23 protein-coding genes are annotated in these 26,904 nt (G+C 59.1%); 21 read left to right on the top strand and 2 right to left on the bottom strand.

Annotation, left to right across the window (positions count from 1 at the left end; translation table 11 throughout):
* Positions 1-20 precede the first annotated feature (20 nt).
* Both AC1RSM_RS08855 and AC1RSM_RS08850 read right to left on the bottom strand, forming a co-directional pair.
* Positions 21-3,218 (bottom strand): helicase-related protein, encoded by a 3,198-nt coding sequence (locus AC1RSM_RS08855; RefSeq protein WP_492931621.1) that lies wholly within the window; start codon positions 3,216-3,218, stop codon positions 21-23.
* Positions 3,219-3,473: 255 nt separating this feature from the next.
* Positions 3,474-4,223, bottom strand: a complete 750-nt coding sequence (locus AC1RSM_RS08850; protein WP_492931619.1) for an alpha/beta hydrolase — start codon at positions 4,221-4,223, stop codon at positions 3,474-3,476.
* An 83-nt stretch (positions 4,224-4,306) separates the two neighbouring features.
* On the opposite strand from AC1RSM_RS08850, the gene AC1RSM_RS08845 reads away from it, so the two are divergent.
* The 21 genes from AC1RSM_RS08845 to entS all read left to right on the top strand — a co-directional run bounded on the left by AC1RSM_RS08845 (position 4,307) and on the right by entS (position 26,822).
* A complete protein-coding gene (locus AC1RSM_RS08845) occupies positions 4,307-5,359 on the top strand; it encodes a FecCD family ABC transporter permease (protein ID WP_492931617.1) in 1,053 nt (350 codons plus the stop codon).
* A gap of 3 nt (positions 5,360-5,362) precedes the next feature.
* A complete protein-coding gene (locus tag AC1RSM_RS08840; RefSeq protein ID WP_492931615.1) occupies positions 5,363-6,148 on the top strand; it encodes an ABC transporter ATP-binding protein in 786 nt (261 codons plus the stop codon).
* Between the two features lie 13 nt (positions 6,149-6,161).
* Entirely contained in the window at positions 6,162-7,301 is a 1,140-nt protein-coding gene (locus AC1RSM_RS08835; RefSeq protein ID WP_492931613.1) for an ABC transporter substrate-binding protein, read from the top strand.
* Between the two features lie 6 nt (positions 7,302-7,307).
* Positions 7,308-8,087: an alpha/beta hydrolase gene (locus AC1RSM_RS08830; RefSeq protein ID WP_492931611.1), complete on the top strand. Its 780-nt coding sequence runs from the start codon at positions 7,308-7,310 to the stop codon at positions 8,085-8,087.
* Between the two features lie 163 nt (positions 8,088-8,250).
* Entirely contained in the window at positions 8,251-9,333 is a 1,083-nt protein-coding gene (locus tag AC1RSM_RS08825; protein ID WP_492931609.1) for an NAD/NADP octopine/nopaline dehydrogenase family protein, read from the top strand.
* Positions 9,333-10,349 carry a 3-hydroxybutyryl-CoA dehydrogenase gene (locus AC1RSM_RS08820; protein ID WP_492931607.1) on the top strand — a complete coding sequence of 339 codons (1,017 nt, stop codon included), beginning with the start codon at positions 9,333-9,335 and terminating at the stop codon, positions 10,347-10,349. Before AC1RSM_RS08825 ends, AC1RSM_RS08820 begins: the two co-directional genes overlap by 1 nt.
* Positions 10,346-11,320 (top strand): ABC transporter substrate-binding protein, encoded by a 975-nt coding sequence (locus tag AC1RSM_RS08815; RefSeq protein ID WP_492931605.1) that lies wholly within the window; start codon positions 10,346-10,348, stop codon positions 11,318-11,320. Before AC1RSM_RS08820 ends, AC1RSM_RS08815 begins: the two co-directional genes overlap by 4 nt.
* The gene (locus tag AC1RSM_RS08810; RefSeq protein WP_492931603.1) at positions 11,317-12,081 is read left to right on the top strand and encodes an ABC transporter ATP-binding protein; all 765 of its coding nucleotides are present in this window, start codon (positions 11,317-11,319) and stop codon (positions 12,079-12,081) included. The genes AC1RSM_RS08815 and AC1RSM_RS08810 overlap by 4 nt, the downstream gene beginning before the upstream one ends.
* The gene (locus AC1RSM_RS08805; RefSeq protein WP_492931601.1) at positions 12,078-12,863 is read left to right on the top strand and encodes an ABC transporter permease; all 786 of its coding nucleotides are present in this window, start codon (positions 12,078-12,080) and stop codon (positions 12,861-12,863) included. Before AC1RSM_RS08810 ends, AC1RSM_RS08805 begins: the two co-directional genes overlap by 4 nt.
* 4 nt (positions 12,864-12,867) lie before the next feature.
* On the top strand, positions 12,868-13,680 hold the full coding sequence (locus AC1RSM_RS08800; RefSeq protein WP_492931599.1) for an ABC transporter permease: 813 nt from the start codon (positions 12,868-12,870) through the stop codon (positions 13,678-13,680).
* Between the two features lie 135 nt (positions 13,681-13,815).
* On the top strand, positions 13,816-14,277 hold the full coding sequence (locus AC1RSM_RS08795) for a MarR family winged helix-turn-helix transcriptional regulator (protein ID WP_492931597.1): 462 nt from the start codon (positions 13,816-13,818) through the stop codon (positions 14,275-14,277).
* 239 nt (positions 14,278-14,516) lie between these two features.
* Positions 14,517-15,719 (top strand): ABC transporter substrate-binding protein, encoded by a 1,203-nt coding sequence (locus tag AC1RSM_RS08790; RefSeq protein WP_492931595.1) that lies wholly within the window; start codon positions 14,517-14,519, stop codon positions 15,717-15,719.
* Complete coding sequence (locus tag AC1RSM_RS08785; RefSeq protein ID WP_492931593.1) at positions 15,716-16,597, top strand: branched-chain amino acid ABC transporter permease; 882 nt, start codon at positions 15,716-15,718, stop codon at positions 16,595-16,597. The genes AC1RSM_RS08790 and AC1RSM_RS08785 overlap by 4 nt, the downstream gene beginning before the upstream one ends.
* Positions 16,598-17,536: a branched-chain amino acid ABC transporter permease gene (locus tag AC1RSM_RS08780; protein WP_492931591.1), complete on the top strand. Its 939-nt coding sequence runs from the start codon at positions 16,598-16,600 to the stop codon at positions 17,534-17,536.
* The gene (locus AC1RSM_RS08775) at positions 17,533-18,291 is read left to right on the top strand and encodes an ABC transporter ATP-binding protein (RefSeq protein ID WP_492931589.1); all 759 of its coding nucleotides are present in this window, start codon (positions 17,533-17,535) and stop codon (positions 18,289-18,291) included. The genes AC1RSM_RS08780 and AC1RSM_RS08775 overlap by 4 nt, the downstream gene beginning before the upstream one ends.
* Positions 18,288-19,004 carry an ABC transporter ATP-binding protein gene (locus tag AC1RSM_RS08770; protein ID WP_492931587.1) on the top strand — a complete coding sequence of 239 codons (717 nt, stop codon included), beginning with the start codon at positions 18,288-18,290 and terminating at the stop codon, positions 19,002-19,004. Before AC1RSM_RS08775 ends, AC1RSM_RS08770 begins: the two co-directional genes overlap by 4 nt.
* A 1-nt stretch (position 19,005) precedes the next feature.
* Entirely contained in the window at positions 19,006-19,692 is a 687-nt protein-coding gene (locus AC1RSM_RS08765; RefSeq protein ID WP_492931585.1) for a 4'-phosphopantetheinyl transferase family protein, read from the top strand.
* A gap of 41 nt (positions 19,693-19,733) precedes the next feature.
* The gene (locus AC1RSM_RS08760; protein WP_492931583.1) at positions 19,734-21,374 is read left to right on the top strand and encodes a (2,3-dihydroxybenzoyl)adenylate synthase; all 1,641 of its coding nucleotides are present in this window, start codon (positions 19,734-19,736) and stop codon (positions 21,372-21,374) included.
* A gap of 2 nt (positions 21,375-21,376) precedes the next feature.
* Positions 21,377-21,622, top strand: a complete 246-nt coding sequence (locus AC1RSM_RS08755; RefSeq protein WP_042488626.1) for a phosphopantetheine-binding protein — start codon at positions 21,377-21,379, stop codon at positions 21,620-21,622.
* Positions 21,623-21,644: 22 nt separating this feature from the next.
* A complete protein-coding gene (locus tag AC1RSM_RS08750; protein WP_492931581.1) occupies positions 21,645-25,568 on the top strand; it encodes an amino acid adenylation domain-containing protein in 3,924 nt (1,307 codons plus the stop codon).
* A gap of 3 nt (positions 25,569-25,571) precedes the next feature.
* The gene (entS, locus tag AC1RSM_RS08745) at positions 25,572-26,822 is read left to right on the top strand and encodes an enterobactin transporter EntS (RefSeq protein WP_492931579.1); all 1,251 of its coding nucleotides are present in this window, start codon (positions 25,572-25,574) and stop codon (positions 26,820-26,822) included.
* Positions 26,823-26,904 lie beyond the last annotated feature (82 nt).

Below are 26,904 nucleotides of genomic sequence, written 5' to 3'. Positions count from 1 at the left end.
TTCTACTTGCCCTGACGGGGTTAGCGCCGCCCTGGAGAAGGTGTCCCAAAAGCTTCGCGGCTGGTCTGCGCAAAACCGCTTTGATGCAAGAGGCTGCGTTCAATAAAGCGGCTGACCTCGGAGCGCAGCTCCGGCAGCCACGGGCCTTGATCAAACACTTGCGGGAACTTCATGCTGAACCAGGCGTACAGGCTGATCTGTTTGCTGAGCAGTTCTGCATCTTCCAGGCGCGACGGGCTGGCGGACTTCAACCAGGACGGTGCCGGTGGCAAAGCCATAGGCCGCTGCGCCACATAGGCCGACAGGCAGCGCTTGAAGTAATCCAGCTCTGTGTCTTTATCCACAGACACGGGGGCGCAGGCAAAGGTGAACTTTTCGCGCAATTCCAGACGAGGAGCCAGGCGGTCCACACAAAAGCCCAGCTCAATCGCGTCTTTTAACCCTGCGGTTTGGAACAAGGGGCTGTCGGAGGCCACTTTCTGCGCAAAGTACTGCAACACCGCACCGATATTGTTGTTGTCCAAGAGCGACGCCAAAGCCTGGATGTGATCCGGACTGGGGGCAATAGGCAGGCGCAAATCCACACTGGCCGTCTCCCCTTGCAGCTGAGTGCGCACATGGTTCAGATCCTGCTTGTCCATCGCACCCACATAGCCTTTGGGGTACAAGCCATAGCGGCCAGCCCGTCCACCAATCTGGCGCACCTCGGTAGAGTTCAGGGCACGCATGGAACGACCATCAAATTTATGCACGGTGGAAAACAGCACGCGGCGAATCGGCAGGTTCAAACCCATGCCGATGGCGTCCGTAGCCACCAAGATGTCGGCCTCACCCTGGGAAAAACGCTCGGATTCTGTGCGTCGCACCTCGGGTGCCAAGGCACCGTAAATGGTGGCTACTTTCCAGCCCTGAGCACGATAACGAGCGCTCAAGGTCAACACGTCTTTGCGGGTAAAGGCCACTACGGCATCACCTTTGGCCACTCCCTGCGCTTCACGCTGACGATCTTTACGTCCACGCCATGGCGGGTCGCGCTGTTGCTTGCCGGTGGCGCGCGGCGGCTCCACCGGGTAGGGCATGACTTCCAGAGGCGTTTTGCGCTCGGTAAATTCCAGCTCCATGGTTTCTTCCATGGAGCGCAGCAAGCGCTCGCAAGGGCGCAGCACCGAGGCATCGCCACACACAAACAAGGTACGGGCAGGCACACCAACCAGAGCCGCCGTCCAGGCCCAGCCCCGTTGCTCGTCTTGCAGCATCTGGATTTCGTCCAGCACCGCCACCCGCACTTCCATGGTGGGGTCCATCATCTCGACCGTGCAGGCGGTATGCTGCGCACCGGGCACCATGACGCGTTCCTCGCCGGTGACCAGATTGCAGGGAATGCCGGCATTCATCAGGCGGTCGCGCACTTCCATGGCCAGCAAGCGCAAAGGGGCCAGATACACGCCTGAACGCGCTTCCATCAAGGCTTCCAGGGCTTCGTGTGTCTTGCCTGAGTTGGTCGGCCCCAAACGGAACACCAGATGACGACGTATGCCGCGAGCCAGGCTGAACATTTGCGGAAAGTCGCCCAGGCGCAGCAAATCCTGTGCACGCTGCTGTTCAACCGTTTCCAGAATGCGGCGTACCGGCCCACTAAGCAGGCGAGACTCAAAATCACCCGCCTCGATTTCTTTTTGTTCTATGCCCTCTTCCAGCGCCATGCGCAGCGCCTTGGCCAGTTCCAGAAAGGACGAGCCATCGATCAAGGGGCGTTGAGTCTGCAAGAAAGCATCCAGCGCATCTTCCAGACGTTGGGACAAACGATTCTGGGCGGCTACGTTGAACAGCACCGCAACCCGTGCGGGCAAGCGATCCAGTTCCGAGCCCGTACGCGGCAAAGGCACGGCTGCCTGCATGCGCACATTGGCACGCCAATGCTGACGCTCGCCAGCGACCGGCACATTCACGGCCAGCCACAAATCCTTATGCCACCACAAGCGCTGCGGGTCTTCCGGGTCTATCTCGTATTCACATTCTTCTTGTTTTTGAATCTGCTTCAGCACTTGTTGCTGACGCCACTGCGTGCGGGCCCGGTCTGCTGCGCGCTGATACTGAGATCGCTCACGCGTGTTCAGACCACTGGCATGCTGCTCACGCCATTGTTCAATCTGCTCTTGATCAATCGCAGCCAATAAATCCGGATGATGCACCACGCGATCACGGCTGGCATTGGTGCCGCCGCGCAATTCCAGCTTGCTACTGGGCAAACGTCGATCCGCCAACCATTGCTCATATTCATGGCGGGTAATGCCCAGCAACGCCATGGTTTCTTCAGAGCCTATACATTCCTGCTCCCAAGCCCAGCGCTGCTGACGCTGCTCGCGCACTCGCTCCTGGCGTTGTGCCTGAGCTTGCAGCAAGAGCTCTTGCTGCTCGGCATCCAGCTTGAATTCTTGCGCCAGAACAGCAGCACTGGCGTTGCGACCATACACAGTCATAAACCAATGGGCAGGCTCACCCGCTTGCAAGCCTTCAAATGCTTCCAGCGAAATGTGCTGCGGGCTGCAGCCCTGCTCTTGCAGCCAGGCCGTCAAACGCTCCTGGGCTTGATCGAACTTGCGCTGTTTGTCGGTTTGTTCTTTTTGACGCGCTTGTTCACGTTCTTTTTGCGCTTGCTCCCAACGCTGCGCCCTTTGTTCGCGGTCACGCTGTTCGGCCTGCAATTGCCACAAATAAGTCTGCGCCAGCGGCAAGGATTGCCACGCCTGAACCAAGGCTTGCAACTGGGGGCCACGCTGGTCTTCGGGCCAGTTTTCGCTCAAAGGCAAAGATTGCGACGCAATCGCCCCGGCCAACTGCCCACGTTGCTCGATCAATTGCTCGCGCAAGGCGGCATAGGTCTCTGCGTCCAGCTGCTCCTGGCTCATGTCATAGAGCAAGCGCAGGGTGTTGATCACTACTTCCGGCACATTCTGAGCCTTCAGAAGCTGGTCGGCATCCTTCAAACCCAGCTCGGCGCTAATGATTTGATTGAAAAAAGCCGCCTCTTGCGGCAAGCGCCAGGCTTTCAACCACAAGCGCCGTATTCCAGCCCGGTCTTGAAAACGCGCTTTCTTGGCAACCTGACGAGCAACACCTTCCAGACGCGGATAGTCCAGCCATTGGGGACGGAGCAATAAACCCGCTTGAGAGGGGACGGAGGAATCAGAAACAGACGGGGCGCGACGCGCAGCCATAGGGCGGGGACCTGAAAATACGGGAGAAAGAGACAAGAAGGGCAGAAAAGCCGGTTCAAGCAAGCATGAGCAGCATTATACGGGTCTGGCTAAGCGGCATTCAGAAGATCAGCACAGACCTCTGGGAGCCTCTGCATTTGGACCACATTGAAAGGCTCGGAAGCGTAGGACTGAACTAAAAAGAGGCTCGCGCCGATCTTCGGTAAACCTGGCCTAACCGCCCGCCATCTTGTCGCAGGCTGCCCCCGAGCGCACTTATTGTTGACGCAGCCAGTCCAGACAGCCTTGGGGCAAGGCGGTCAAGCCAGACTGGGCGTGATTACAGCCGGACACAATCCGAAAACGTGGCTCGCCGCCTTGTTGTGCGGCCAAAGCCTGCGCCAGTTCACGGGTGCCATCCACCATGCGGCGCTCCTGCAGACGCAAGCGTCGCAGCTCACGTTTATCTTCAGGCATGTCTTGCTCAGCAGGTCCCAGACTTTGCTCGTACTCGCCCACAGAAAACTGCACCGAGATACGCAATGCCGCTTCAGGCAGGGGCTGGGTCAGCAAGCGCTTCAGATACCCGTCTCCCCACCACACCGAGGGGCTGGACACCACCAAGGCATCAAAGGACTCGGGCTGCTGATACAAAAGCTGCAGTGCCAACAAGCCGCCCAAAGAGTGTCCACAGAGCAAACGGCGCCGGGCATTCAAGGGCGTCTGTGCATAGGCCCAGGGCAGGAACACCTCTTGCAGCAAAGTCAGGAAATCTTCGGCGTGGCCAGCCTCGCCGTTCAGGGCAGGCGTAAAGTCCTGATCGCGCCAGACTTGCCCCGGATACCCTATGCCCAGCACGGCACAGGGCTGATCCTCACAGGCCGCCAGCACCGCATCAAATTGCGGTAGATCAAGCACACACAGCAATGGCCAGCCCTCATGCGGGGCAGAAAGCTGCGGCCAAGCCAAAGACAGACGATACTGTCGGCCCAAAGGGGAAAGAAAATCCAAATGTTCAAGCTGCATAAAAGAATCGCGCCAAGAGTACCAAAGACCAGCCGATGAACTATACTTTCTTTCTATGTAAACGGTTATCATTCAGAGACTTAATGTCCACATCTGCTGTTTCAGCCCCCGCATTGGCTGACTATCAACACATCCTTAGACGTCGCTGGCTCCTGGTAGGTGCACTGGTTCTTGTGATTTTGGCCTCCATTGTGGCCGACTTCATGTTGGGACCGTCAGGCCTGAGTTTGTCAGAACTGAGCCACGCCCTGTTCAACCCGGAACAGTCCGACCCGACCACGCGCGTCATCGTCTGGGAAATCCGCCTGCCCTATGCCCTGATGGCCATGGCCATTGGCCTGGCGCTGGGTCTGTCCGGCGCGGAAATGCAGACCATTTTGAATAACCCGCTGGCCAGCCCCTTCACGCTGGGGATATCCTCGGCGGCGGCCTTTGGCGCGTCCCTGGCCATTGTGCTGGACTTATCCATTCCCGGTGTCCCGCAAGCCTGGACCATTGCTGCCAACGCCTTTGTTTTTGCCTTGATGTCCGCCTTGCTGCTGGACGCCGTGGCCCGCTGGGGGGCAATGAGTACCGCCAATCTGGTGCTGTTTGGCATTGCACTGGTGTTCTCGTTTAACGCTCTGGTATCGCTGGTTCAGTTCGTTGCCAGCGCCGAGGCCCTGCAAGGCCTGGTGTTCTGGACCATGGGCAGCTTGTCGCGCTCCTCCTGGGGCAAGGTGGGGATCATGCTGGCCGTATTTGCCCTGATCTTGCCGCTGTCGCTGCGCGATACCTGGAAGCTCACTGCACTGCGCCTGGGCGAAGACCGGGCCACCAGCTTCGGTATCAACGTATCGCGCTTGCGTCTGGTGTCCTTGCTGCGTATCAGCTTGCTGGCCGCACTGGCCGTGTCCTTTGTGGGCACCATCGGTTTCGTAGGCCTGATCGCACCGCATATTGCCCGCCGCATGTTTGGTGAAGACCACCGTTTCTACTTGCCCGGCAGCGCGCTGGTGGGCGGGGTGATTCTGTCGCTGGCCTCCATTGCCTCGAAAAACATTGTGCCCGGCATCATCATCCCGGTTGGCATCGTCACCTCGCTGGTGGGTGTGCCCTTTTTCCTGGGCGTTGTGCTGCGACGCCAAATAAAGTGAACCATGCTTGAAGTCCACGATCTCAGCCTGTCCTACGGTAAACGCGAAATTCTGTCCAAGCTGACCATAGAGCCTTTGCAGCCTGGTCAGTTGGTGGCCTTGCTGGGCCCGAACGGCAGCGGCAAATCCACCTTGCTCAAGTCCCTGGCGGGACTGCTCAAGCCCACCACCGGCAAGATTTTGCTGGACGGCCAGGAGCTTAGCGGTGTGAGTTTTGAGCAGCGCGCCCAAAAAGTGGTGTATCTGCCCCAGTCCCTGCCCGCTTCGGTGCACCTGCGCGTGTTTGAATCCGTGCTGGTGGCGGCCAACGCCTCGGCACCCGGTGGCCATGCTCGCGATGTGGACCACGATCACATCATGCACATCTTGCAGCGCCTGGGCATTGCGCATCTGTCCATGCACTATCTGGACCAGCTCTCGGGCGGCCAGAAGCAATTGGTGGGGCTGGCGCAAGCCTTGATCCGCAAGCCCACCCTGCTGTTGCTGGACGAACCCTTGTCAGCCCTGGACTTGAACTATCAATTCCACGTCATGGACTTGCTGGCCCAGGAAACCCACGACAATAATCTGATCACCCTGATCGTCTTGCATGACCTGAATGTGGCGCTGCGCCATAGCGACTATGCCTTGATGATTGAAGGCGGTGGGCTGCTGGCTCAAGGGGAACCTGACAAGGTGATTACCCCCACCTCGCTGGCGCAAGCGTATGGTGTGCGAGCCCGTGTGGAAAGCTGCTCGCAAGGCACCTTGCAAATTATTATCGACGGGCTGCAAGAGCCTGTGCTGTGACCCTGGAGAACCCATGAACATCCTGCGCCACCTGCTGCTGTCGCTGTCTCTGCTCTTGCCTTTGGGCGTGCAGGCCCAGCCCATTGAAGTTACCGATGCCATGGGTCGCACCGTCACCCTGCCCGCCCCGGCCAAGCGCATCGTGCTGACTCAGGCCCGGCACTTTCCCGTGCTGGCTTTGGTGCACCCCGAGCCTGCCAACCTGATTGCTGGCTGGTCCGACGAGTTCAAGACCTCCTTTTCCAACGAATACGAAACCTACCTGAAGCACTATCCGCAACTGGCCAAGATCCCCGTTGTGGGACGTCATACCGCTGACACCTTTTCGGTAGAACAAGCCCTGGCCTTGCGCCCCGATCTAGTCGTGCTGACCGCCGCCTTTGCGGGCCTGACTCCCGGCCAGGACACCCGTGATTCGGCCCTGATCCAGCGCCTGACGGCAGCCAAAGTGCCCGTCATCGTTATCGACTTCTTTGTGAACCCGCTTGAAAACACCGTGCCCAGCCTGCGTGCATTGGGGTATGCCGTGGGTGAGAAAGAGCGCACCGACGAATTCATCCAGTTTTACGAAGAACACATGCAGGATGTGGCCAAACGACTGGCTGATTTGCCCAAAACCGATCATCCCCCGGTATTCGTACACGCCCATGCAGGCAGCACGGACTGCTGCAACTCCCCCGGTGCCGGTACGTTCAATGACATGATCAGCTACGCAGGCGGCCACAATATCGGGGCTGACGTGCTCAAAAGCTCCACGGGCAAACTGAACTTTGAATACATCCATTCCCGTGCCCCTGTGGTTTATGTAGCCACTGGCACAGGCGCGGGCAAACGCGCCACCTCCGGTGGCCTGCGCATTGGTACAGGCGTGACGCCGGAACAAGCCCGTGAAAGCCTGCAAGCCATTATTGACGGCAACCGTCTGCAGGCCCTGCCTGCTGTACGTAGCGGCAATAGCCACGGCATCTGGCATGCTTTTAACGACTCGCCCTTGCACATGATCTTCATTGAAGCCTTGGCAACCTGGATTCACCCCGACCGCTTCCAGGGCGTTTCTGCCCTGAATACCTTGGAAGAGGTGAATCAGCGTTTCCTGACAGTGCCCATGGAAGGCACCTACATGATTGATCTGAAAGACCAGCCCACGCCCTAAACCCGTATGGCTCGCCTGATTCCTCTGGATCTGCCCCCGGCGGGCGGACATCCCCATCACGTACTGCTGCGCCTGCCAGACAGGGAGCCCTCGCAGGGCCCCCTGCCTTTGCTGTGCCTGCTCGATGGGCAGTGGACCTTGCCCTTGCTGGAAGAAAGCGGCCATCCCGCTTTAGAACACTGCGCCATTTTGGCCTTGGGTTATCAGGGCGAACGCGACCAAATCACCCGATACCGGGCGCTGGATTACACTCCGCCCAGCCCGCAAGGCACCGTGTGGGAAGACCCACGCGTGCCGCAATGGCAGGCAGGCGGCGCCCCCGCCATGATCGAACAAGTGCGTATGGCCCTGGCCCTGACGCAGCAAATCCAGCCCTCCCTGGCTCATTCCCGCCTCAGCCTGTATGGCCACTCCTACGCGGGCTTGTTCGTCTTGTACGCACTCAGCCAGCAAAGCCTGCCTATCCAGCACTACCTGTGTGCCAGCCCTTCGCTTTGGTGGCATGACCCTTTGATCTGGAACTTGCTGGACAATTTGGGCAAGCCGGTTCAGGTCGATATTCTGGCCGGGGCCTCCGAGGCCTGGTATCCGCTTAGCGCTCAAGCAGCCGGTCCCGAGGGTCGCAAAAATGGTGTGCCCACCTTGCCCACCATGCAAAAACTTCAAGCGCAACTACGAGCCCAAGGCATGCAGGCAGAATTGCATATTTTGCCTGGCGCCGGGCACGGCCATGTGCTGGCCCAAGCGACCTTGCGCGCCCTGGAACTGGCCAGCGGCGCGGCTTAAGGGTATTTCCTAGCTCTGCTTCCCACTCCCTTTATTCTGCTCTGAAAGTGTGCCCGTCCTAGGGTAACTCCCCCCTTTCATCCTCTTGTTTTAGACCTCAACTTCTTTTAGTCTGTATTTATATGCAAGTGCATAGAAATCAAAAAAAGAGATTGGAGACAACATGAAAGTAGCGGTATTAGGTGGCGGGCACGGTTGTTACGCGGCAGCGGCAGATTTGAGCGAACAGGGTCACGAGGTCCGTTTGTGGCGTCGTGATACTGCTGCGCTTCAGCCCTTGCTGGACCGTCCGGTCATGACCCTGAAAGATGAAGCGGGCGAACGTGAAATCCCGATTGCCCAGGTCTGCTCGGACATTGGACAAGCCATCGCCGGGGCCGACCTGGTACTGATTCCATCGCCTGCCATTGCTCAGGAAGACATTGCCCGCGTCATGGCTCCCCATTTGACTGACGGCCAAGTGGTTTTTCTGCCGCCCGGCACTTTCGGCTCTTTCATCATGAGCGAGATCGTGCGCAGCACCGGCAACAAGGCAGATGTCAGCTGGGCCGAAACGGGCACTTTGCCTTGGCTGGCCCGCAAACATGGCGATACCGTCATCAACATCACCACCCGCGCCACCCGCCTGCCTACCGGCGTTTACCCGGCCCGCAATACCGATCACGCTCTGGATGTGATCAGCAAGGTGTTCCCTAGCGTGGAGCGCTGCGAAGATGCCCTTTCCGGTGCCTTGATGAATGCAGGCCCCATCATCCACCCACCTTTGATCATGATGAATGCAGGCCCGCTGGAACACTTCCCGGCCTGGGATATCCACAATGAAGGCACTCAGCCTTCGGTACGCGCCGTGACCACCCAGCTGGATGAGGAGCGCATGCGCATCCGCGAAGCCCTGGGCTATGGCGCCCCCCATTTCCCCTTGTCTGATCACTACGAAAACGACCAGTGGATGTATGGCGATCGCTCCTCGCACTCCAAACTGGTGAAAAGCGGCGACTGGCGCGAGAAGATTGACCTGCACGAACACCGCTACATGCGTGAAGACACCATGCTGGGTCTGGCCTTTTTTGCCTCCGTGGCGGATTGGGCCGGTGTCGATGCCCCGGTCACCAAAGGCTTGCTGGCGATTGCCGGTGCCATCGTGGGTGAGGATCTGCGTCAAGGCCAACGCACACTGGCCAGCCTGGGTCTGGACAAGCTGAACCGCGAGCAACTGCAAGAGATGCTGCACGCCGGGAGAGCCTGATGAGCACGCCCGCCCCGATCAAACGTATCGTTGCGGTGGGCGCAGGTCGCATGGGCCGGGGCATTGCCCTGGCCTATGCGCTGCGCGGTCAAACCGTGACCTTACTGGACTTCAAACCCCGCGAGCCGGCCGATAGCGCCCGCCTGGAAGCCGAGATCCGCCAGGAGCTGCGTGCCACCCTAGAACAATTGGCCGACCTGGGCATGTTCTCTGTCGAGCAAATCGATACCCACCTGGGCTGCATCGGCGTCGCTCCCTTGAGCGAAGCCGCTCAGGTATTGGGACAGGCAGACCTGATTTACGAGGGTGTGCCCGAAACCCTGGAAGCCAAGACCGACGCCTTGGGACGCATTGGCGAACTGGCCCAGCCCGATGCCCTGATTGCCTCTACCACCTCCACCATGCTGGCCTCCGACCTGGCCCCTATGCTGAGCCACCCCGAGCGTTTTCTGAACGCGCACTGGCTTAATCCCGCTTTCCTGATCCCCCTGGTGGAAATCAGCGCCCATCCCGGCACCAGCGAACAGACCTTGAGCCGCCTGCAAAGCAATCTGGAATCGATTGGCAAAGTGCCTGTGGTATGCGGCTGCCACCCCGGCTTTATCGTGCCGCGCCTGCAAACTTTGATCATGAACGAAGCCGCACGCATGGTGGAAGAAGGCGTAGCCAGCGCAGCTGATATCGATAAAGCCACCCGCTATGGGCTGGGCTTTCGCTTTGCCAGCATTGGTGTGCTGGAGTTCATCGACTACGGTGGCAACGACATTCTGTACCACGCCGGCCAGTACCTCTCGCAGAACCTGGACCCGGCACGCTATGCCGTGCCCGACATCATCAGCCGCTATATGGAAAGCGGCCGCAATGGTCTGCGCAGCGGACAGGGCTTTCATGAATACCCGGCCGACCAGCAACAGGCGTATCGCCGCGATGTGCTGGCCCGCGTGCTGGGAATGCTCGATCACATCGGCCTGGCCCCTGCCCGCGCCGACCACCTTGCCAAGGAGACACAGGAATGAAAAAAACCGCTGCGTTGCTGTTTGCCCTGATGAGCTGTCACGGTCTGAGCCAAGCTCAGGAAGTCCCCACCTTGCGAGTAGGCTGGACCATTCCGGGTGAGGAAGCCAAATATCTGATGGCCAAGCGCCCCGAGCTGTTCCCGCAATTGGGCAAGAAATATCAAATCCAATGGACCCAGTTCCAGGGCACCTCCCCCATGGTTCAAGCCATGCGCGCCGGCGTGCTGGACTGTTCCACCATGGCGCCCATGTCGCTGGCTAACGGGGCGATTGAAAGTGGTCTGGAAGCCTATATCGTGGCCCAACACGTGCACTCGGACGATGATCACTTCTCCGTCTATTGGGCCGTGAAAGAAGACAGCCCCATCAAAACGGCGGCCGATCTGAAAGGCAAGGTCATTGGCACCAACGCGTATGGGGCAGGCGTGTACTTTGACATGCTGCTGTGGCTGCGCCAAAACGGGATTGACCCGGAAAAAGACGTAAAAATCGTTGAAACCGGCTTCCCGCCTGCCGCTGATGCCATTCGCAGCGGCCGCATTGATGCAGGCCCCATGGCCCAACCCTTTGCGCTGCTGAACGAGAAAAAAGGCGGCCTGCGCAAGCTGTTCTCCCTGTCGGAAGTGGCCAGCCCTTCGGTGCAGATTTTTGAGGCCTGCAGCAAATCCTATAGCGACGCGAATCCGGATGTGGTGCGTGCCTACGTGCAGGATCTGAAAAACGCCATGAGCATGCTCAGCAAAGAGCCTGAGCTGGCCGTGGATGTCACCGCCCAGATCACCCGTGCGCCCAAAGATCTGCTGTCCCAGTACCTGTTTACCGACAAGGACTTTGCCCGCGTACCGGATATGCAGCCCAATCTGGAGTCCATCCAGGGTACGTACGACCGCTATCACAAGGCCGGTTTCTTAAAGCAAGCCTTGAACGTGCAGGACTTTTATCGGGCTGACCTGCGGGAGGAAGCACGATGATAGAACTGGATGGTGTCGGTAAAACCTTTAACACCCGGCAGGGCCGCAGCCATACGGCCTTGCAGGACATCGCCCTGAGCATTCCGGCAGGGCGGTTTGTGTCCATCCTGGGGCCCAGCGGCTGCGGCAAAAGCACCTTGCTGTATATGTTGGGCGGCTTTGAATCCTGCTCCAGCGGGGAGATCCGCGTCAAAGGCAAACCCATTACCGGCCCGGGCCCCGACCGGGGTCCGGTCTTTCAGGAATACGCCTTGTTTCCCTGGAAAACCGTCCTGGGAAACGTCGCCTACGGCATGCGTGAACAAGGCATGGCGCGTGATCAGGCAGAACAGCGCGCCAGCGAATGGCTGGACAAGGTCAAGCTGGGGCCCTACGCCTCTTTTTACCCGCGTGAACTGTCCGGCGGCATGCGTCAGCGCGCCGCCATTGCTCGCACCCTGGCCTACGAGCCGGATATTCTGCTGATGGACGAGCCCTTCGGGGCGCTGGACGCACACACCCGCGTCACCCTGCAAACCGAACTGCTCAGCCTGTGGGAGCAGTTGCGCAATACGGTGGTGTTTGTAACGCATGGCGTAGACGAAGCGGTGTTTTTGTCCGATACCGTCATTGTCATGACAGGCTCTCCGGGCCGGATCAAAGAGATTGTGGACATAGACCTGCCGCGCCCTCGGGTTCGCAGTGAACTGCTGCGCAATCCGGTCTACCAGGAAACAATTATTCGCCTGGAGCAGTCCCTGATGGCGGAGGCCCACCCATGACCCCTCAGCACTGGTATGAAAATCGCTGGGCCTCGCTGGTCATGGCGGCCATCCTGGTGTTGTTGGCGTGGGGCGGGCTGGCCCGCTGGATTGACCTGGATTCCTTCCCCAGTCCACTGGCCGCCATGAGCGAGCTGCCCGCCCTGATCAGTGATCCCATGGCCTGGTCAGCGATTCTGCAATCGGTAGGCCGCATGTTTGCCGGTTATGCCCTGGCCCTGCTGGTGGCTGTGCCATTGGGTCTGGCCATGGGCCGCAGCCGTCTGGTCTATACCGCCTTCTACCCTTTGGTCGCCATGGCCTACCCCATGCCCAAAGCGGCACTGATGCCCATTTTGATGTTGTGGTTTGGCCTGGGGGATTTCTCCAAAATCCTGGTGATTGCGCTGGGCGTGTCCTTGCCCCTGCTCTATCACAGCTATCACGGTGCAACCCGCATTGAGCCCAAGCTGATCTGGGTGGCTCAATCCATGGGAATGGGGCCCGTGGGCCGGCTGGTCAAGATTGTGCTGCCTGCCTCCTTGCCAGAAGTGATGATTGGTTGTCGCGTAGGCGTGGTCATGGCTTTGATTGTGATGGTGTCCTCCGAGATGATTGCCCGCCAGGAAGGCATAGGCAATTTGCTGTTCACCTCTATGGATATGGCGCAGTACTCCACGGTGTATGCCGTCATCATGCTGCTGGCCGTGTTGGGCATTGCCTGTGATGCGCTCTTTGAGTTCGTGCGCAAGCGTTGCACCCACTGGCATGATTCGACCCAAAGCCTGATGGACAAAGGATGACGCTATGACCACTAAAACCCTAGCCTCACCGGGACACGCTATGCGCTCTACTCAAACCCGCCCGGCCAAACGCCGGGATCTGTCCGGCCTGTCTTTATGCATCAGTCCGGCCATCATGCTGATTATCTGGGAACTGTGCACACGTTCAGGCTGGGTCAGCCCGCAACTGCTGCCAGCCCCGTCGTCCATCCTTTTGCGGGTACTGGAACTGGCAGGCCAGGCCGACTTCTGGCAGAACCTGGGCATTACGGTGTACCGACTGATCAGCGGTTTGTTAATCGCCTGTGTGGCTGGTGTCACCTTGGCGCTCGTTGCACAACTGACACGCTGGAGCTCCTTTCTGTTGGATGCTCTGATCCGCCTGCTGGCCCCTATCCCCAAGATCGCGCTGTACCCGGCGTTAATCCTGATCATGGGTTTTGAAAGCTCATCGAAAATTGCATTGGTCGTCTCCGACGCGATTTTCCCTGTGCTGATGGCCAGCTGGGTCGCCGCGCAAACGGTGGACCGCAAGCTGATCTGGTCGGCACGCGCCGCTGGAACATCGCGCAGTGCCTGCCTGTGGAAAATCATTTTGCCCGCAATCAGCCCTACCGTTCTGGCCGGGGTGCGAGTCGCGGGAGTGATCGCCTGCGTGGTGGTGTTTCTGGCCGAGATGATTGCCTCCACCGACGGCCTGGGCCATATGTTGACTGCCGCTGCACGCAGCTACCGCACCATCGACATGTTTGTGCCCCTGGTCTGGATCTGTTTGCTGGGTTTTGCATTGAACCTGACGATTGCCGCTTTGCAACGCAAAGTGGATCATACGAACTAAGGCCTTTTTTACGTGTTAAGGCCCTGAACAGCCACTTGCCCGGCCAACTTGCAGCGATGACCGGGATTTCGCAGGCTATCTCAATCTTTCTGAACGAGTAGCCTGTTTTTTTTGCATCAAGGAAGCCGCTTTACTATGGCCAGCCGTCCACTGACCGACGCCTACTCCGGGCACGATACGTTTATTCCCTATCTGCTCAACCGCAGCACTTCGGCCTTAAATGCTGACTTTCAAACCTTGCTGCGCAGCCACGAACTGACTTTGCTGCACTGGCGTGTGCTGGCTTTTCTGAACGAGACCGATGGTCTGGGCGTCAGCACCCTGGCTCAATATACCGATGTGGATCAAACCACCCTGTCCCGCGCTTTGGTCGTGATGGAGAACGCCGGACATCTGTCACGTCAGGCTGACCCTCTGGACCAGCGCCGCGTGCTGATTCACCTGCACGAACAAGGCCGCCAGCATTTTCAGCGCGTTTTACCCGCCGCCCTGGAGATTCATCACCGAGCCATTCAAGGTTTTTCTGCACAGGAGCTGGATCTGCTGCGCCAGTTCTTGAACCGCATTCGCGCCAATAGCAACGGTGAGGCCTGCTGATACCGGCTCAGATACCGCTCCGAAACCATCCACACAGTCGCTTTCAGGCGGGCATCTGGCCGCGCCCACTGGGCGCTTGCCCCTGATAGTCACCCCCTAAAATGACCAGTGGGTGGTGATGAGCCTTTATTTACCAGCCGAAAGCTCCTAAAATGATAATGATTAACATTTAGTAGCGCAGCCGCCTGCCTGAGATGTCTTGCCAGGTACGCCTGGCTCTCATACGGAAATAAGATCTCGTGACTCTCTCCCCCTCCCGTGCTGGACGTCGCCAGCTCTTGCTGGCCGCTGCGGCCAGCCCTTTGCTTTTTGGCGTACCCCGCCTGCTTCGCGCCCAGGACGGCCCCCTGAAAATTGCCTTGCTCACTTCCTTGTCTGGCCCTTTTGCCTCGCTGGGCGAGAGCATGCGCGCCGGGCTGGAACTGATGCTGCAACAGTGCAATTACGAGATGGGCGGTCGCAAGGTTCAGTTGCTGGTTGAGGACGACCACGGCAAACCGGATGAAGCCATTCGTAAAGTGCGCAAACTGATCGAGCGCGACAAGATCGATATTTTGGGCGGCGTAATCAGCGCCAATATCGCCCTGGCCATTCGTGACATCGTGCACGATGCGCAGCTGCCTACCTTTATTTCCAATGCCGCCGCCAACGGCCTGGCCCGAGAAGCAGCCAGCCCTTATGTATTCCGCCCCACCAAAACTAGCTGGATGTTGGGCCATACCGGCGCGTTGTGGACCTACGAACACATCGAAAAGTCCGGTGGCATCACCTTGGGCTCGGATTACACCGCAGGCCGCGAATACATTGACGACTTCGCCAATACTTATCAGGAACAAGGCGGCTCACTGGGCGAGCGCATCTGGACACCCCTGGGCACTCCAGACTTCGCACCCATTTTGATGAATCTGGCCGCTAGCAACCCTAAGTTTGTGTACACCTTCCTGGCCGGTGCCGACGCCGTGCGTTTCCACCAGCAAATGCAGGACTACCAGTTGCACGGCAAGATCCAGATCGTAGGCCCCGGTGCCCTGTTCGACCAGGAAGACGTGGTTGCCACGGTAGGCGACGCCGCCTTGGGTGGTGTCAGCACCTTCCATCAATCACCCGGCGCTGCTGCTGCCCAGGACTTTGTGGCTGCGTACCAAGCCAGCCGTGGCCGTTTGCCCGGCGAGGCCAGCACGTCCGGTTATGTTACCGGCCAAGTCATTAAAGCAGGCCTGGACGCCGTCAAAGGCGAGCTGTCCAATAAGGCGGCTTTCAAGCAAGCCCTGCTGGACCAGCCTATCAACACTGCCTTTGGCCCCATGGAATTTGACCCGCGCAATAACCAGTCCATTCTGGATATCTACGTGAACCGGGTTGAGAAAAACGAACAAGGCCGCCCCTTTAACACCGTGGTACATACCTACAAGCGTATCCAGGACCCCGGCCCGCGTTCTTGAGCCACACCTTGTCTTATTTCCTGCTTCAAATCCTCAATGCCCTGTCCTTCTCAGCCTTGCTGATGTTGGCAGGGCTAGGGCTGTCTTTAGTGCTCAGCCTGATGAACTTCATCAACCTGACGCACGGCTCCTTTTTCCTGCTGGGCGGCTATATCAGCGTGCAGTGGCTGGCGTCCGGCGCCCCCTGGTGGCTGGCCTTTCCCGCCGCCTTTGCCCTGTGCGGCCTGATGGGTTTCTTGCTGGACCGCTTTCCCTTTCGCCAGTTTTACCAACGCACCCACTTGATGCAGGTGCTGCTGACCTACGGCCTGTCCGTGATTTTGGCGGACTTGATGCGTTGGGGCTTTAGTGCCGACACGCTCTCGCCCATGCTGCCGCAAGTGCTGCGCGGCGGGGTGTGGATTATGGGCTTGCCCTTCCCCACCTACCGTCTGTTCCTGATCGTCACCGGTCTGACGCTGGCTTTGCTGTTCTGGCTCTTGCTGGACCGCACCTTGTGGGGCGCGGCAATTCGCGCTTGCGTGCAAGATGCCCAGATTGTTGAAACCCTGGGGCTGAATTCGCGCCGCCTGTTTGCCGTGGGCATGGCGCTGGCCGCTGGTCTGGCCGGTCTGGGTGGCGCGCTGGGTGCAGGCATGCTGTCGGTCTACCCCGGTCTGGATGAAGAAATATTGCTGCTGGCCCTGCTGGTTGTGGTCATCGGTGGTTTGAACTCGGTGCGCGGCACCTTGCTGTGCGCGCTGATTCTGGGTTTTGTGACCACCTTTGCTCGCGTCTGGGTCCCGGCTTTTGCCAATGCGGCCACCTTGGCTGTCATGCTGGCCTTACTGCTTTGCTGGCCCAATGGCCTGAGCAAATCTGCTACGCGTCAGGTTTAAATGAACAAGCTCAACACCTGCCTGCTACGCACTGGACTTTGGCCCGCTCTGGCTTGCCTGGTCCTGCTCAGTAGCTATTTCTGGGGCGACTCGTTTTTGTGGCGCTTCGGTACCGAAGCCCTGCTCATCGGTTGCGCGGTTCTCAGCATCAACCTGTTGATTGGTTATGGCGGTCTGGTCTCTTTGGGCCACGGGGCAGTTTTTGGCTTTGCAGCCTATGCCACTGCTATCAGCAGCCAGTATTGGGGGGCCTCCCTGCCGCTGATGCTGCTGGTCGGCATTGTGGCCGGTACCTTGCTATCCATGTTGATGGCTCTGATCAGCCTGCGCAGTTCCGAACTGTTTTTCATGGTGGCAACGCTGGTCGCTGGCCAGCTTGTCTGGGAAGTGGCCTTTCGCTGGCGTGATGTCACGGGTGGCGCGGACGGACTGCGCGGCTTTCCACGCTTGAGCCTGGGTGATCTGCCCCTGAGCGCCCCCTACACCTTGATGATTCTGGCGCTGGTCCTGGCGGTACTGTGCTGGCTGCTGCTGCGCTCGTTTAGCCGCGCACCTATCGGGCTGGCCTTGACGGGTCTGCGCGACCAGCCCTTGCGCATGGCTGCCCTAGGCTATCAAGCCTGGCGCATCCGTCTTTATACCTTCATGATTGCCGGTGCCGTGGCAGGTGCCGCCGGTGGCCTGTACCCCTTTGCCAATCAATACGTCAGCCCGCAGCAAGTGCACTGGAGCTTTTCGGCCACCCTCATCATCATGGGTGTGATCGGTGGCATCCGTACCTGGCGCGGAGCGTTCATTGGCGCCGCCTTCTACTTGTTTGCGCAGACCTACCTGAGCTCCTACACCGATCGCTGGCAACTGCTGGTGGGTTTGATCTTTGTGCTGACCGTTCTGTTCATGCCCAACGGCCTGGCTGATCGACGCAAGAGGTCTGCATGAGCGTTTTACTCAGCACCCGTGAACTGGCCCTGCATGTAGGTGGCCTGGATATCCTGAGCGATGTCAGCCTGGAACTGTACGCCGGGGAAACGCTGGGCCTGATCGGCCCCAACGGAGCGGGCAAAACCACGCTATTCAATATCATTAGCGGTTTGGCCACGCCCTCCAGCGGACAGGTATTTCTGGAAGGAAAAGACCTGCGCAGTCTGGGCCCCATTGAACGTGCCAAACAAGGCATGGTGCGCAGCTTTCAGACCAGCCGGATCTTCCCCGAACTGACGCTGCTGCAAAATCTGGCACTGGCCGTGCGCATCAAAAAAGATTGCGCCTACCACTGGTGGGGACGCAAGGCTGCTCGCGCAGCCAGCCAACAAGCGGCTCAAGATTTGCTGGAGCACAGCGCCCTGGCCGGTCGCGGCCATCTGCTAGCCGGTTCGCTCTCCTATGGCGAGCAACGTATTTTGGATCTGCTGATTGCCTTGGCTCAGCAGCCGCGTGTGCTCCTTCTGGATGAGCCCACGGCGGGCCTGTCCGAGTCCGAATCGCGCGAGGTAATGGCGCTGGTACATGCCATGCGCGGCCAATGCGCGGTCCTGCTGATCAGCCACGATATTGATATTGTTTTTCAAGAGTGCGATCGTATTGCTGTGTTGTCATCCGGCGTCTTGCTAACTTGTGACACACCCAATGCCGTGCGCCAGCACGCTGGTGCGCGACAAGCTTATTTAGGCGAACTGGCTTTGGAGACGGCATGAAAAACGCACTAAGCATTTCCGGTCTCAACGCCCGCTATGATCGGGCCAATATTTTGCAAGACATCTCGCTGGATATTCCGGCCGGACAAAGCGTCGCCCTGCTGGGCCGCAATGGTGCCGGTAAAACCAGCTTGCTGCATTGCCTGTTCAATATGGGCCCCAAGTGGCAAGGCCAGGTCGAAGTACACGGCCAGGATATCGAAGGCATGGCCACCTACCGCATCGCCCTGCTTGGCATGGCACTGGTGCCACAAGGCCGCGGCCGTTTCCCAACGCTGACCGTACAAGAAAGCCTGCGACTGGCAGGGCTCGCCCGCCGCCCTCGCCCTGAGGATCGCTGGACGCTGGAACGGATTTACGAAGCAATGCCGCGTCTGTACGAGCGCCGCCAATCCTCCTGCTCGGCCTTGAGCGGTGGCGAGCGCCAATTGCTGGCGCTGGCCCGTGCCTTGCTGACGCAATCGTCCATTATTGTGCTGGACGAACCCAGTGAAGGCTTGGCCCCCATGACCATTCAAGATACCTTGCTGCCCCAGTTGCAAACCCTGACCGAGCAAGGCATCACCGTTTTGCTGGCCGAGCAAAATTTAAGCTTGGCTCTGGAGCTGGCTGATCGCGCCTTGCTGCTGGGTAACGGACAACTGGTGTTTGATGGCCCTGCCGACGAGCTGCGTGAGGACGCACCTTTATTGCAACGCCATCTGGGGCTTTGACATGCTGTATTTGTACAGTCTGTCCCTTCCCCTGCCACCGGGTCTGGAGCTCTGGTTACAAGAGCGAATTCCCGACAGCACACTGGCGGTGATTGCCCGCCGCAAGCGCCAGTCCGACCAGCATTTGAGCCTGCTGGCTCATGGTGCCCTGCGCCACTTTCTGGCACCCTTGCTAGGCTGCAGGCCCAAAACTGTCCCGATCAAGAATCTTGACCGAGGCAAGCCGGTGCTGGACATGGACGATGCAGATCTGCACTTTAGCCTGTCCCATAGTGGTGAACGTGTCCTGGTGGGCATTGCCGATCAAACCATTGGTGTGGACATTGAAGCCATGCGCCTGCCGGTCAAGCGCGGCCTGGTAGAACATTGCAGCGTGCCATCCGAACGCGGCTGGCTACAGAGCGATACGGACTTCTATGCGTTATGGTGCGCCAAAGAGGCGGCGCTCAAGCATGCGGGCACGGGTTTTCATATTCAGCCTCAAGAATTATCCTTGGACGGTCACCCAGATCACGGATGCACCGTACAATCCCCCCATCCCATCTTGCAAGGTTTGGTGGTGCACAGCAATCAGCCTGCAGCACGCTATGCAGCCGCGGTCTGTCTGAACACCTCCTTTGCTCCCTGGAATGTCAGCTTCTTGGACAGTATTCAACTGCCTGACGCCAAGCTGACCTACCACGAGTAAATCTGACAAGCCTACTTATTTATGTAATAGTTCTCATTACCATGATGAAATCTATTCCTGTAGAACAAATTTGGCCTGACGCTTTTGCTCAGCGATATCGCGACGCTGGACACTGGCGTGGGGAAACCTTTGGTGCCTTGTTGCGCACGCGCGCGCAAAGCCATCCAGAGCGTGAAGCCGTGGTCGGTGGCAAACAACGCTGGACCTATGGCGCACTGGATCAGTACGCCAGCCAGATCGCGGCGGGCTTGTTGCAAGCCGGTCTGCGCAAGGGTGACCGCGTCCTGGTGCATCTGCCTAATATCCCTGAATTTGTCAGCGTGATTTTTGGCCTGTTCCGTGCCGGCCTTTTGCCTGTGTATGTCTTGCCCGCGCACCGCATCACGGAAGTTGAACACTTTGCCAATAGCGCCCAGGCGCGCGCCTATATCGGCGTCGATACGCATGCAGGTTTTGACTACCTGCCTTTGGTACGTGAATTGCGTGAACGCTGCCCGCAGGTGGAGCAGGTTTACCTCGTAGGCGAAGCACAAGAATTTACGTCCCTGGAGCAGTTGCAAAGCAGTGCGGCCAATGTGGATGTCCCCGTGTCGGCCGCGCAACCTTCCGAAGTGGCTTTCCTGCAGATTTCGGGCGGCAGTACTGGCTTGTCCAAGCTGATCCCGCGCACGCACGATGACTACATCTACACCTTGCGCGAAAGCGCCAAGATTGCCGGTCTGGACGAGAACAGTGTGTTCCTGGGCGCTTTGCCCATTGCCCACAACTTCCCCATGAGTTCGCCCGGTTTTCTGGGTGCGCTGTATTCCGGTGCGAAAGTGGTGCTCAGCCCTGCTCCCAGCCCGGACGTGTGCTTTGAATTGATTGAACGCGAAGGCGTAACCGACACCAGTCTGGTTCCGCCTTTGCTGATGTTGTGGATGGACGCTGCTACCAAGACCAGCGCCAAGCTGGACACCCTGAAAGTGATTCAGGTCGGTGGTGCCAAGCTGAACTCTGAAGCCGCCAAGCGCGTGCGCCCCACTCTGGGCGTCACCTTGCAGCAGGTATTTGGCATGGCCGAAGGTCTGGTCAACTACACTCGTCTGGACGATCCGGAAGACACCATCATCAATACCCAGGGCCGCCCTATCAGCCCGGATGATGAAACCCTGATCGTGGACGATAACGGTGATCCGGTCGCCCCAGGCGAAACCGGCTACCTGCTGACACGTGGCCCCTACACCATCCGCGCCTATCACAACAACCCCTCGGCCAATGCCCGCTCCTTTACCGAAGACGGCTTTTACCGCACGGGCGATGTGGTGCGCATGACGCCTGAAGGCTACTTGATGGTCCAAGGCCGCGCCACTGACCATATCAACCGCGCTGGCGAGAAAATTTCCGCTGAAGAAATCGAAGACCATTTGCTGGCTCACCCGCAAGTCTTTGATGCTGCCGTAGTATCAGTGCCGGACGAGTTTCTGGGCGAGCGCAGCTGCGCGTTCATCATCCCAAAAGATGACAAGCCACGCGCCATCGAACTGAAGAAATGGATACGCAGCCGCGGTCTGGCCGACTTTAAAGTGCCTGATCAGATCGTTTTTGTGGACCGTTTCATGGAAACGGCAGCACTTAAGATCAGCCGTAAAGAACTGCGCGCCCAGTTGCGCGAGCAATTAGAGAACACTACGCAAGAATAATCATGAGTACTGCGCTTACCTTAGAACGCATGCGACAAGACATTGCCGCCATGCTGCATGAAGACCCCCAGGACATTCTGGACGACGACAACCTGATCGACCTGGGCCTGGATTCCATGCGCGTCATGACCTTGGCCACCCGCTGGCGCGAAGCTGGCGCACCTATCGAGTTTTCCGAAATGGCATCGGTGGTCACACTGGGCCAATGGTGGTCGCTGATCGAGCGAGCCCAGCAAAACGGCCGTTGATCTTTATTACTGCAGCACGCTTATGTTTAGCTCCTCTTCCGAACTGCCATTGCGCCCTTTGACCGAAGCTCAAGAAGGTCTGTGGTACGCCCAGCGTTTGGACCCGCTCAACCCGATTTTCAATACCGGGCACTGCACGCATATCCATTCCGCGCTGGACACAGCGCTGTTTGCGCAGGCGATCAACCTGACCTTGACCGAGGCGGACGCCTTGACCTTGCGCATGGTGGATACCCCAGAGGGCCCTGCCCAGTATCTGCGTCCGCAAGAGCCTGTCCAGCTGGAAATCATTGACCTGTCTGCCCAGGCAGACGGAGCGGAACAGGCGCAAACGCTGTTGATGGCCGACCTGCGCACACCGCTGGACCCTACGGTTGCGCCTTTGGCACGCCACATCCTGTTCGTCCTGGGGCCTCAGCATCACCTGTGGTATCAGCGCATTCATCACCTGGCGGCAGACGGCTACGGCATGGCGCTGATCGAAACGCGGGTGGTCAAGCTCTACAAAGCCTTGCTCAGTGGCCGCGAGGATCACGGACATGCTTTGGATTCGTTCACCCTTCTACAGGATGACGACCAAAGCTATCGGGACAGCGAGCGCCGTCAGAAAGACCGACAGTTCTGGCTGGACACGCTAAGCGATGCAGAACCGGCTCAAAGCCTGAGCGAAACCCAGGCCCTGAGCGATCATCATTTCCTGCTGGCTCGCAGCGCCGTCAAGACCGAACTGACGCAGCGCCTGCAAGCCTTGGCTCAAAGCACGGACATCAGCTGGCCGGACATTCTGACTGCGCTTACCGCGGCCTATGTGCGCCGCCATACGCGTCAGGACGAATGCACGGTGGGCGTGCCTTGGATGGGACGTTTGGGCCATATCAGTGCCCGCATCGTGTCCACTGTCATGAACGTGGCTCCGCTGCGTTTGCACATTGATGAGTCCCAGCCGCTGAATCAATACCTGATTCAGGTTTCCAAAGCACTGCGCCAAGCTCGCCGCCATGGCCGCTACCGCAGTGAGCAGTTGCGTCGTGACCTGGGTTTGCTTGGTGGCATGCGCCGTTTGCATGGCCCCATCATCAACGTGCTGCCCTTTGACGCGCCCTACGAACAAGCTGGCCTGTCTGCCAGCCAGACTGTTTTATGCGCTGGCCCGGTAGAAGATCTGAACTTCACCTTCCGCGCCCAGCCCGATGCCAGTGGCCTGCGTCTGGAAGTGGAGGCCAATCCGCGTCTGTACCAGGAACAGCAAATTCAGACCCATTTAGTGCGTCTGGAACACTTCCTGCTGCGCGCCCTGCAAGCGGAAAGCCTGTCTGCCGTACCGACGCTGACCGAAGCCGAACATCATCACTGGATTGAAACGGTTAACCAAACCGCTCATCCTGTACCCGAAACCACATTGTGGGCGCTGATTCAGGCCCAACTACAGGCCAACCCCGAGCAAGATGGCCTGGAGTTTGAAGGCCAGGTTCTGAGTTACGCCCAGATTGATGCGCAAACGGCCAACCTGGCCGCACAGCTGCGCCAAGCAGGCGTGCAGACCGGCGATATTGTGGCAGTTGCCCTGCCCCGTTCACTGGAACTGGTGCTGTCGCTGCTGGCCATTCATCGCGCTGGCGCAGCTTACCTGCCGTTGGATCTGGAACAACCCGCTGATCGGTTGAACACGATTTTGCAGGCGGCCCAACCCCGTTTGCTGGTCGCTCAGCCTGATTGCACCCTGAACGCCACACTGCTGGTGCCAAAACCGGAACAAGCCTGCACCGCAGACGCCTGGACTCCGGCTGGCCCGCATGACCCGTCCTACCTGATCTACACCTCCGGCTCGACCGGCACCCCCAAAGGCGTGCTGGTGAATCACGACGCTATCGTCAACCGTTTGGTGTGGATGCAAACGCATTACGGCATAGGGGCCGGTGACCGCATTCTGCAAAAAACCCCGGCTACCTTTGATGTGTCGGTCTGGGAGTTTTTCCTGCCTTTCCTGTCGGGTGCCACGCTGGTCGTCGCCCCGCCACAAGCGCATCGGGACCCTGCTCACATCGCAGCCCTGATGCGCGATAGCCGGATCACGGTGCTGCACTTTGTGCCCTCCATGCTGGCTGCCTTCCTGGACGAGCCGGCTGCTCGCGGACTGAGACCACGACTGGTCTTTTGCAGTGGTGAAGAGCTGTCAGCCGCTACACGCGACCGCTTCCACAGCCTGCTGACGGCAGAACTGCACAATCTGTATGGTCCAACCGAAGCTGCCGTGGACGTGTCCTATTGGCCCGCTTCCCGTGACGACACCTCCCAGCCCGTACCCATCGGTTTCCCTGTGTGGAACACCGCCTTGTACATTCTGGACGAACAACTGCAGCCAGTGCCTCCGGGCGTCGCAGGGCATCTGTATCTGGCTGGCCGCCAATTAGCCCAAGGCTATTGGGGCCGCCCGGATCTGACCGCCGAGCGTTTCGTGCCCGATCCCTACGCCTTGCATGGCGATCGCATGTACGCCACCGGCGACGTTGCTCGCTGGCGCGAGGATGGCGCGGTAATTTTCCTGGGCCGCTCCGATCACCAGATCAAGCTGCGCGGCCAACGTATCGAATTGGGTGAAATTGAGGCCCTGCTGGCTCGTCATCCCGATGTGGCCCATGTCGCCGTGATTGCCCGTGAAGATGTACCCGGTCAAATGGCGATTGTGGCCTACTGGGTGCCACAGGCATACAGCCAGTGCGATGCCAATACCCTGGCCACCTATGTGGGCGAGCACCTGCCGTCCTATATGGTGCCCAGCGCCTGGATCAGCCTGGACGAATTGCCCGTCACGGCCAATGGCAAGCTGGACCGCAAGGCCTTGCCCGTTCCTGCCTTGCAGGCACGCTCGGCCGGTCTGCCGCTGGAAGGGGCCACGCAACAGCAAATTGCGGCGGCCTTTGCCACGGTGCTGGAAAGCACGGACGCGTTTTACGCTGATGATGACTTCTTCGCTTTAGGCGGACATTCGCTGTTGGCGGCCAAGCTGGCCTTGCTGCTGCGCGAAGCACGCGGACAGGCCGTGTCGATTGGCACTATTTTTGAATACCCCACTATTGCCCGTTTAGCGCGCCACCTGGATCAAGCGGGCAGCACCGCTGCTGATGGCTTCGGTCCCATCATTACGCTGCGCCCGGCTCAAAGCGATCAGCCTGCTCTGTTTGTGATTCACCCAGCCGGTGGCCTGTCCTGGTGCTATGGCGCTTTGGCGCGTCATCTGCCCCCTGGCCGCGCCGTATATGGTTTGCAAGCCAGTGTGCTGTCAGATCCCTCCTTGGGACAGGATGGCAGCCTGGATGCGATGGCCAAGGTCTATGTGGACCGCATCGAGCAAGTACAGCCTCATGGCCCTTACCATTTGGCCGGCTGGTCAGTAGGCGGCATTATTGCCCAGGCAATGGCTGTCGAGCTGCGTCGTCGCGGTCAGTTGGTGGGCCTGCTGTCCCTGCTGGACGCTTACCCCAGTGATGCGTGGCGCAATGAGCCCGCTCCTGAACCCAATGCCATCTACAAAGCGCTGCTGCACATTGCCGGGCACGACCCCGATAGCCTGCCGGATGTTTCACTGACCCGTCATGGCGTGGTGGACTTTCTAAAGCGCAGCGGACACCCCTTGGCCGAGCTGCCTGATTCCCGTCTGGACGCTGTCTTCCAGGTGGTGGAAAACAATAACCGTCTGGTGCGCCTGTACGAGCATCACGCGTATGACGGGCCTGTTTTGTACTTCCGAGCCGCACTGGATCATGCAGGTACTCAATTGCATCCTGATTTGTGGCAGCCCTATGCCGGGCAGTTGCAGATTCACGATATTGCATCGCTGCACGCTCACTTAACCGGTACTGAAGCCGTGGCCGTTATGGCCCCGCTGATGGACTCGGCAATGGCGGGTGCCGAACAGGCACAAGCCCAACCTGAACTTGATGTGTAAGCCATGTCTGTAAGCCGTTTCTTTTTGGATATCTCACCGCTGATCGAAAGCCGGGCATTTCGCTTTGCCTACTTCGCTCGCGCCGCCACTGTGCTGGTCACCGGCATGCTGATGGTAGCGGCCAGCGTGCAGCTGTATGAGCTGACCAAATCCAGCGTGGCCGTTGCCTTTTTGAACGTGTCCATGGCCACCCCTATGGTGCTGGCGCTAATTGTGGGCGGGGTCTTGTCTGACCGCATGGACAGGCGCAGCCTGATGGTCTGGTCGCGCAGCGTCTACATCATCAGCGTCGTGCTGTTTCTGCTCAATACGTTGCTGCCGAACCCTCAGGTCTGGCTGATTTACGTCGCTGCCGCCATTGGTGGCGCGGCAGGCGGAATCAGTGTGCCAGCCATGATGTCGGCCACTCCCGCGCTGGTTGGTCGCAACAAGCTGGCAGCAGCAGCGGCTTTGTCCGGTCTGGCCATGCAATTGGGCGGCATTATCGGCCCTGCGCTGGCTGGCGTCTTGATCTCCGGGCCCGGCCTGATTTTCTGCTACGTGATCGTGCTGTGCGGCGTGATCGTCACCCCTTTGCTGTTGCGCGCTTTGCCGCCCTTGCCCCCGCAGGCTGGCAAGCAGCCCCAGAAAAATGCTTTTCAATCCTTGCGTGACGGCCTGCAATTCGTTGCGAGCCACCCTTTGCTGCGCGCCCTGCTCCTGATTGATCTGGCTGCCTTGATTCTTGCCACGCCGCTGGCCCTGATGCCTGAATGGGGCGACACCATCCTGAACATGGGCGCTACAGCAACCGGCTATCTGTACGCTGCTCCCGCTGTCGGTGCCACGCTGGCAGCTCTGTCCAGCGGCTGGTGCCGCCAGGTCGCCCGCCCCGGCGCAGCTATCGTGATCGCGGTATTGATCTGGGGTCTGGCCGTTGCTGCCCTGTCCCTGCAAGCATCCCTGCTGTGGGCCTTGATCTGCCTGGCCATCATGGGTGCGGCGGATACTATTTCCAAGATCATGCGCATGGCGCTGGTTCAACACCACACCCCCGACTACCTGCTGGGCCGCGTCTCCAGCCTGTGGATGACGCAATACTCCCTGGGCCAAGCTCTGGGCAATATGCAAATGGGTTATCTGTCCCGCCTGCTCGGCCCTGCCGTGGCAGTGGCGGTTGGCGGACTAGCCTGCGCTGCGGTCGCCGGTGGTTTTGGCATTCTTAACCAAGGCCTGCGCTCGGCCACCAAACAGGACGGCCCGCCCAATGCCTGATACCTCTCTTTTGTTCTACCCACGCCTGCTGCATGCCTGTAGAAAGATCTCCTACATGGACCGTCTTGTCGACCGAACCTTT

Source organism: Alcaligenes sp. GW821-FHT11D07 (assembly GCF_058808495.1).
The sequence above is the reverse complement of the archived record's forward strand: the minus strand, read 5'-3'. Positions and strand labels throughout refer to the sequence as shown.

Excerpts from the sequence above, each read along its gene's own strand:
- AC1RSM_RS08855 (WP_492931621.1), bottom strand. The coding sequence starts at position 3,218 with ATGGCTGCGCGTCGCGCCCCGTCTGTTTCTGATTCCTCCGTCCCCTCT.
- AC1RSM_RS08850 (WP_492931619.1), bottom strand. The coding sequence starts at position 4,223 with ATGCAGCTTGAACATTTGGATTTTCTTTCCCCTTTGGGCCGACAGTAT.
- AC1RSM_RS08845 (WP_492931617.1), top strand. The coding sequence starts at position 4,307 with ATGTCCACATCTGCTGTTTCAGCCCCCGCATTGGCTGACTATCAACAC.
- AC1RSM_RS08840 (WP_492931615.1), top strand. The coding sequence starts at position 5,363 with ATGCTTGAAGTCCACGATCTCAGCCTGTCCTACGGTAAACGCGAAATT.
- AC1RSM_RS08835 (WP_492931613.1), top strand. The coding sequence starts at position 6,162 with ATGAACATCCTGCGCCACCTGCTGCTGTCGCTGTCTCTGCTCTTGCCT.
- AC1RSM_RS08830 (WP_492931611.1), top strand. The coding sequence starts at position 7,308 with ATGGCTCGCCTGATTCCTCTGGATCTGCCCCCGGCGGGCGGACATCCC.
- AC1RSM_RS08825 (WP_492931609.1), top strand. The coding sequence starts at position 8,251 with ATGAAAGTAGCGGTATTAGGTGGCGGGCACGGTTGTTACGCGGCAGCG.
- AC1RSM_RS08820 (WP_492931607.1), top strand. The coding sequence starts at position 9,333 with ATGAGCACGCCCGCCCCGATCAAACGTATCGTTGCGGTGGGCGCAGGT.
- AC1RSM_RS08815 (WP_492931605.1), top strand. The coding sequence starts at position 10,346 with ATGAAAAAAACCGCTGCGTTGCTGTTTGCCCTGATGAGCTGTCACGGT.
- AC1RSM_RS08810 (WP_492931603.1), top strand. The coding sequence starts at position 11,317 with ATGATAGAACTGGATGGTGTCGGTAAAACCTTTAACACCCGGCAGGGC.
- AC1RSM_RS08805 (WP_492931601.1), top strand. The coding sequence starts at position 12,078 with ATGACCCCTCAGCACTGGTATGAAAATCGCTGGGCCTCGCTGGTCATG.
- AC1RSM_RS08800 (WP_492931599.1), top strand. The coding sequence starts at position 12,868 with ATGACCACTAAAACCCTAGCCTCACCGGGACACGCTATGCGCTCTACT.
- AC1RSM_RS08795 (WP_492931597.1), top strand. The coding sequence starts at position 13,816 with ATGGCCAGCCGTCCACTGACCGACGCCTACTCCGGGCACGATACGTTT.
- AC1RSM_RS08780 (WP_492931591.1), top strand. The coding sequence starts at position 16,598 with ATGAACAAGCTCAACACCTGCCTGCTACGCACTGGACTTTGGCCCGCT.
- AC1RSM_RS08775 (WP_492931589.1), top strand. The coding sequence starts at position 17,533 with ATGAGCGTTTTACTCAGCACCCGTGAACTGGCCCTGCATGTAGGTGGC.
- AC1RSM_RS08770 (WP_492931587.1), top strand. The coding sequence starts at position 18,288 with ATGAAAAACGCACTAAGCATTTCCGGTCTCAACGCCCGCTATGATCGG.
- AC1RSM_RS08765 (WP_492931585.1), top strand. The coding sequence starts at position 19,006 with ATGCTGTATTTGTACAGTCTGTCCCTTCCCCTGCCACCGGGTCTGGAG.
- AC1RSM_RS08760 (WP_492931583.1), top strand. The coding sequence starts at position 19,734 with ATGATGAAATCTATTCCTGTAGAACAAATTTGGCCTGACGCTTTTGCT.
- AC1RSM_RS08755 (WP_042488626.1), top strand. The coding sequence starts at position 21,377 with ATGAGTACTGCGCTTACCTTAGAACGCATGCGACAAGACATTGCCGCC.
- AC1RSM_RS08750 (WP_492931581.1), top strand. The coding sequence starts at position 21,645 with ATGTTTAGCTCCTCTTCCGAACTGCCATTGCGCCCTTTGACCGAAGCT.
- entS (WP_492931579.1), top strand. The coding sequence starts at position 25,572 with ATGTCTGTAAGCCGTTTCTTTTTGGATATCTCACCGCTGATCGAAAGC.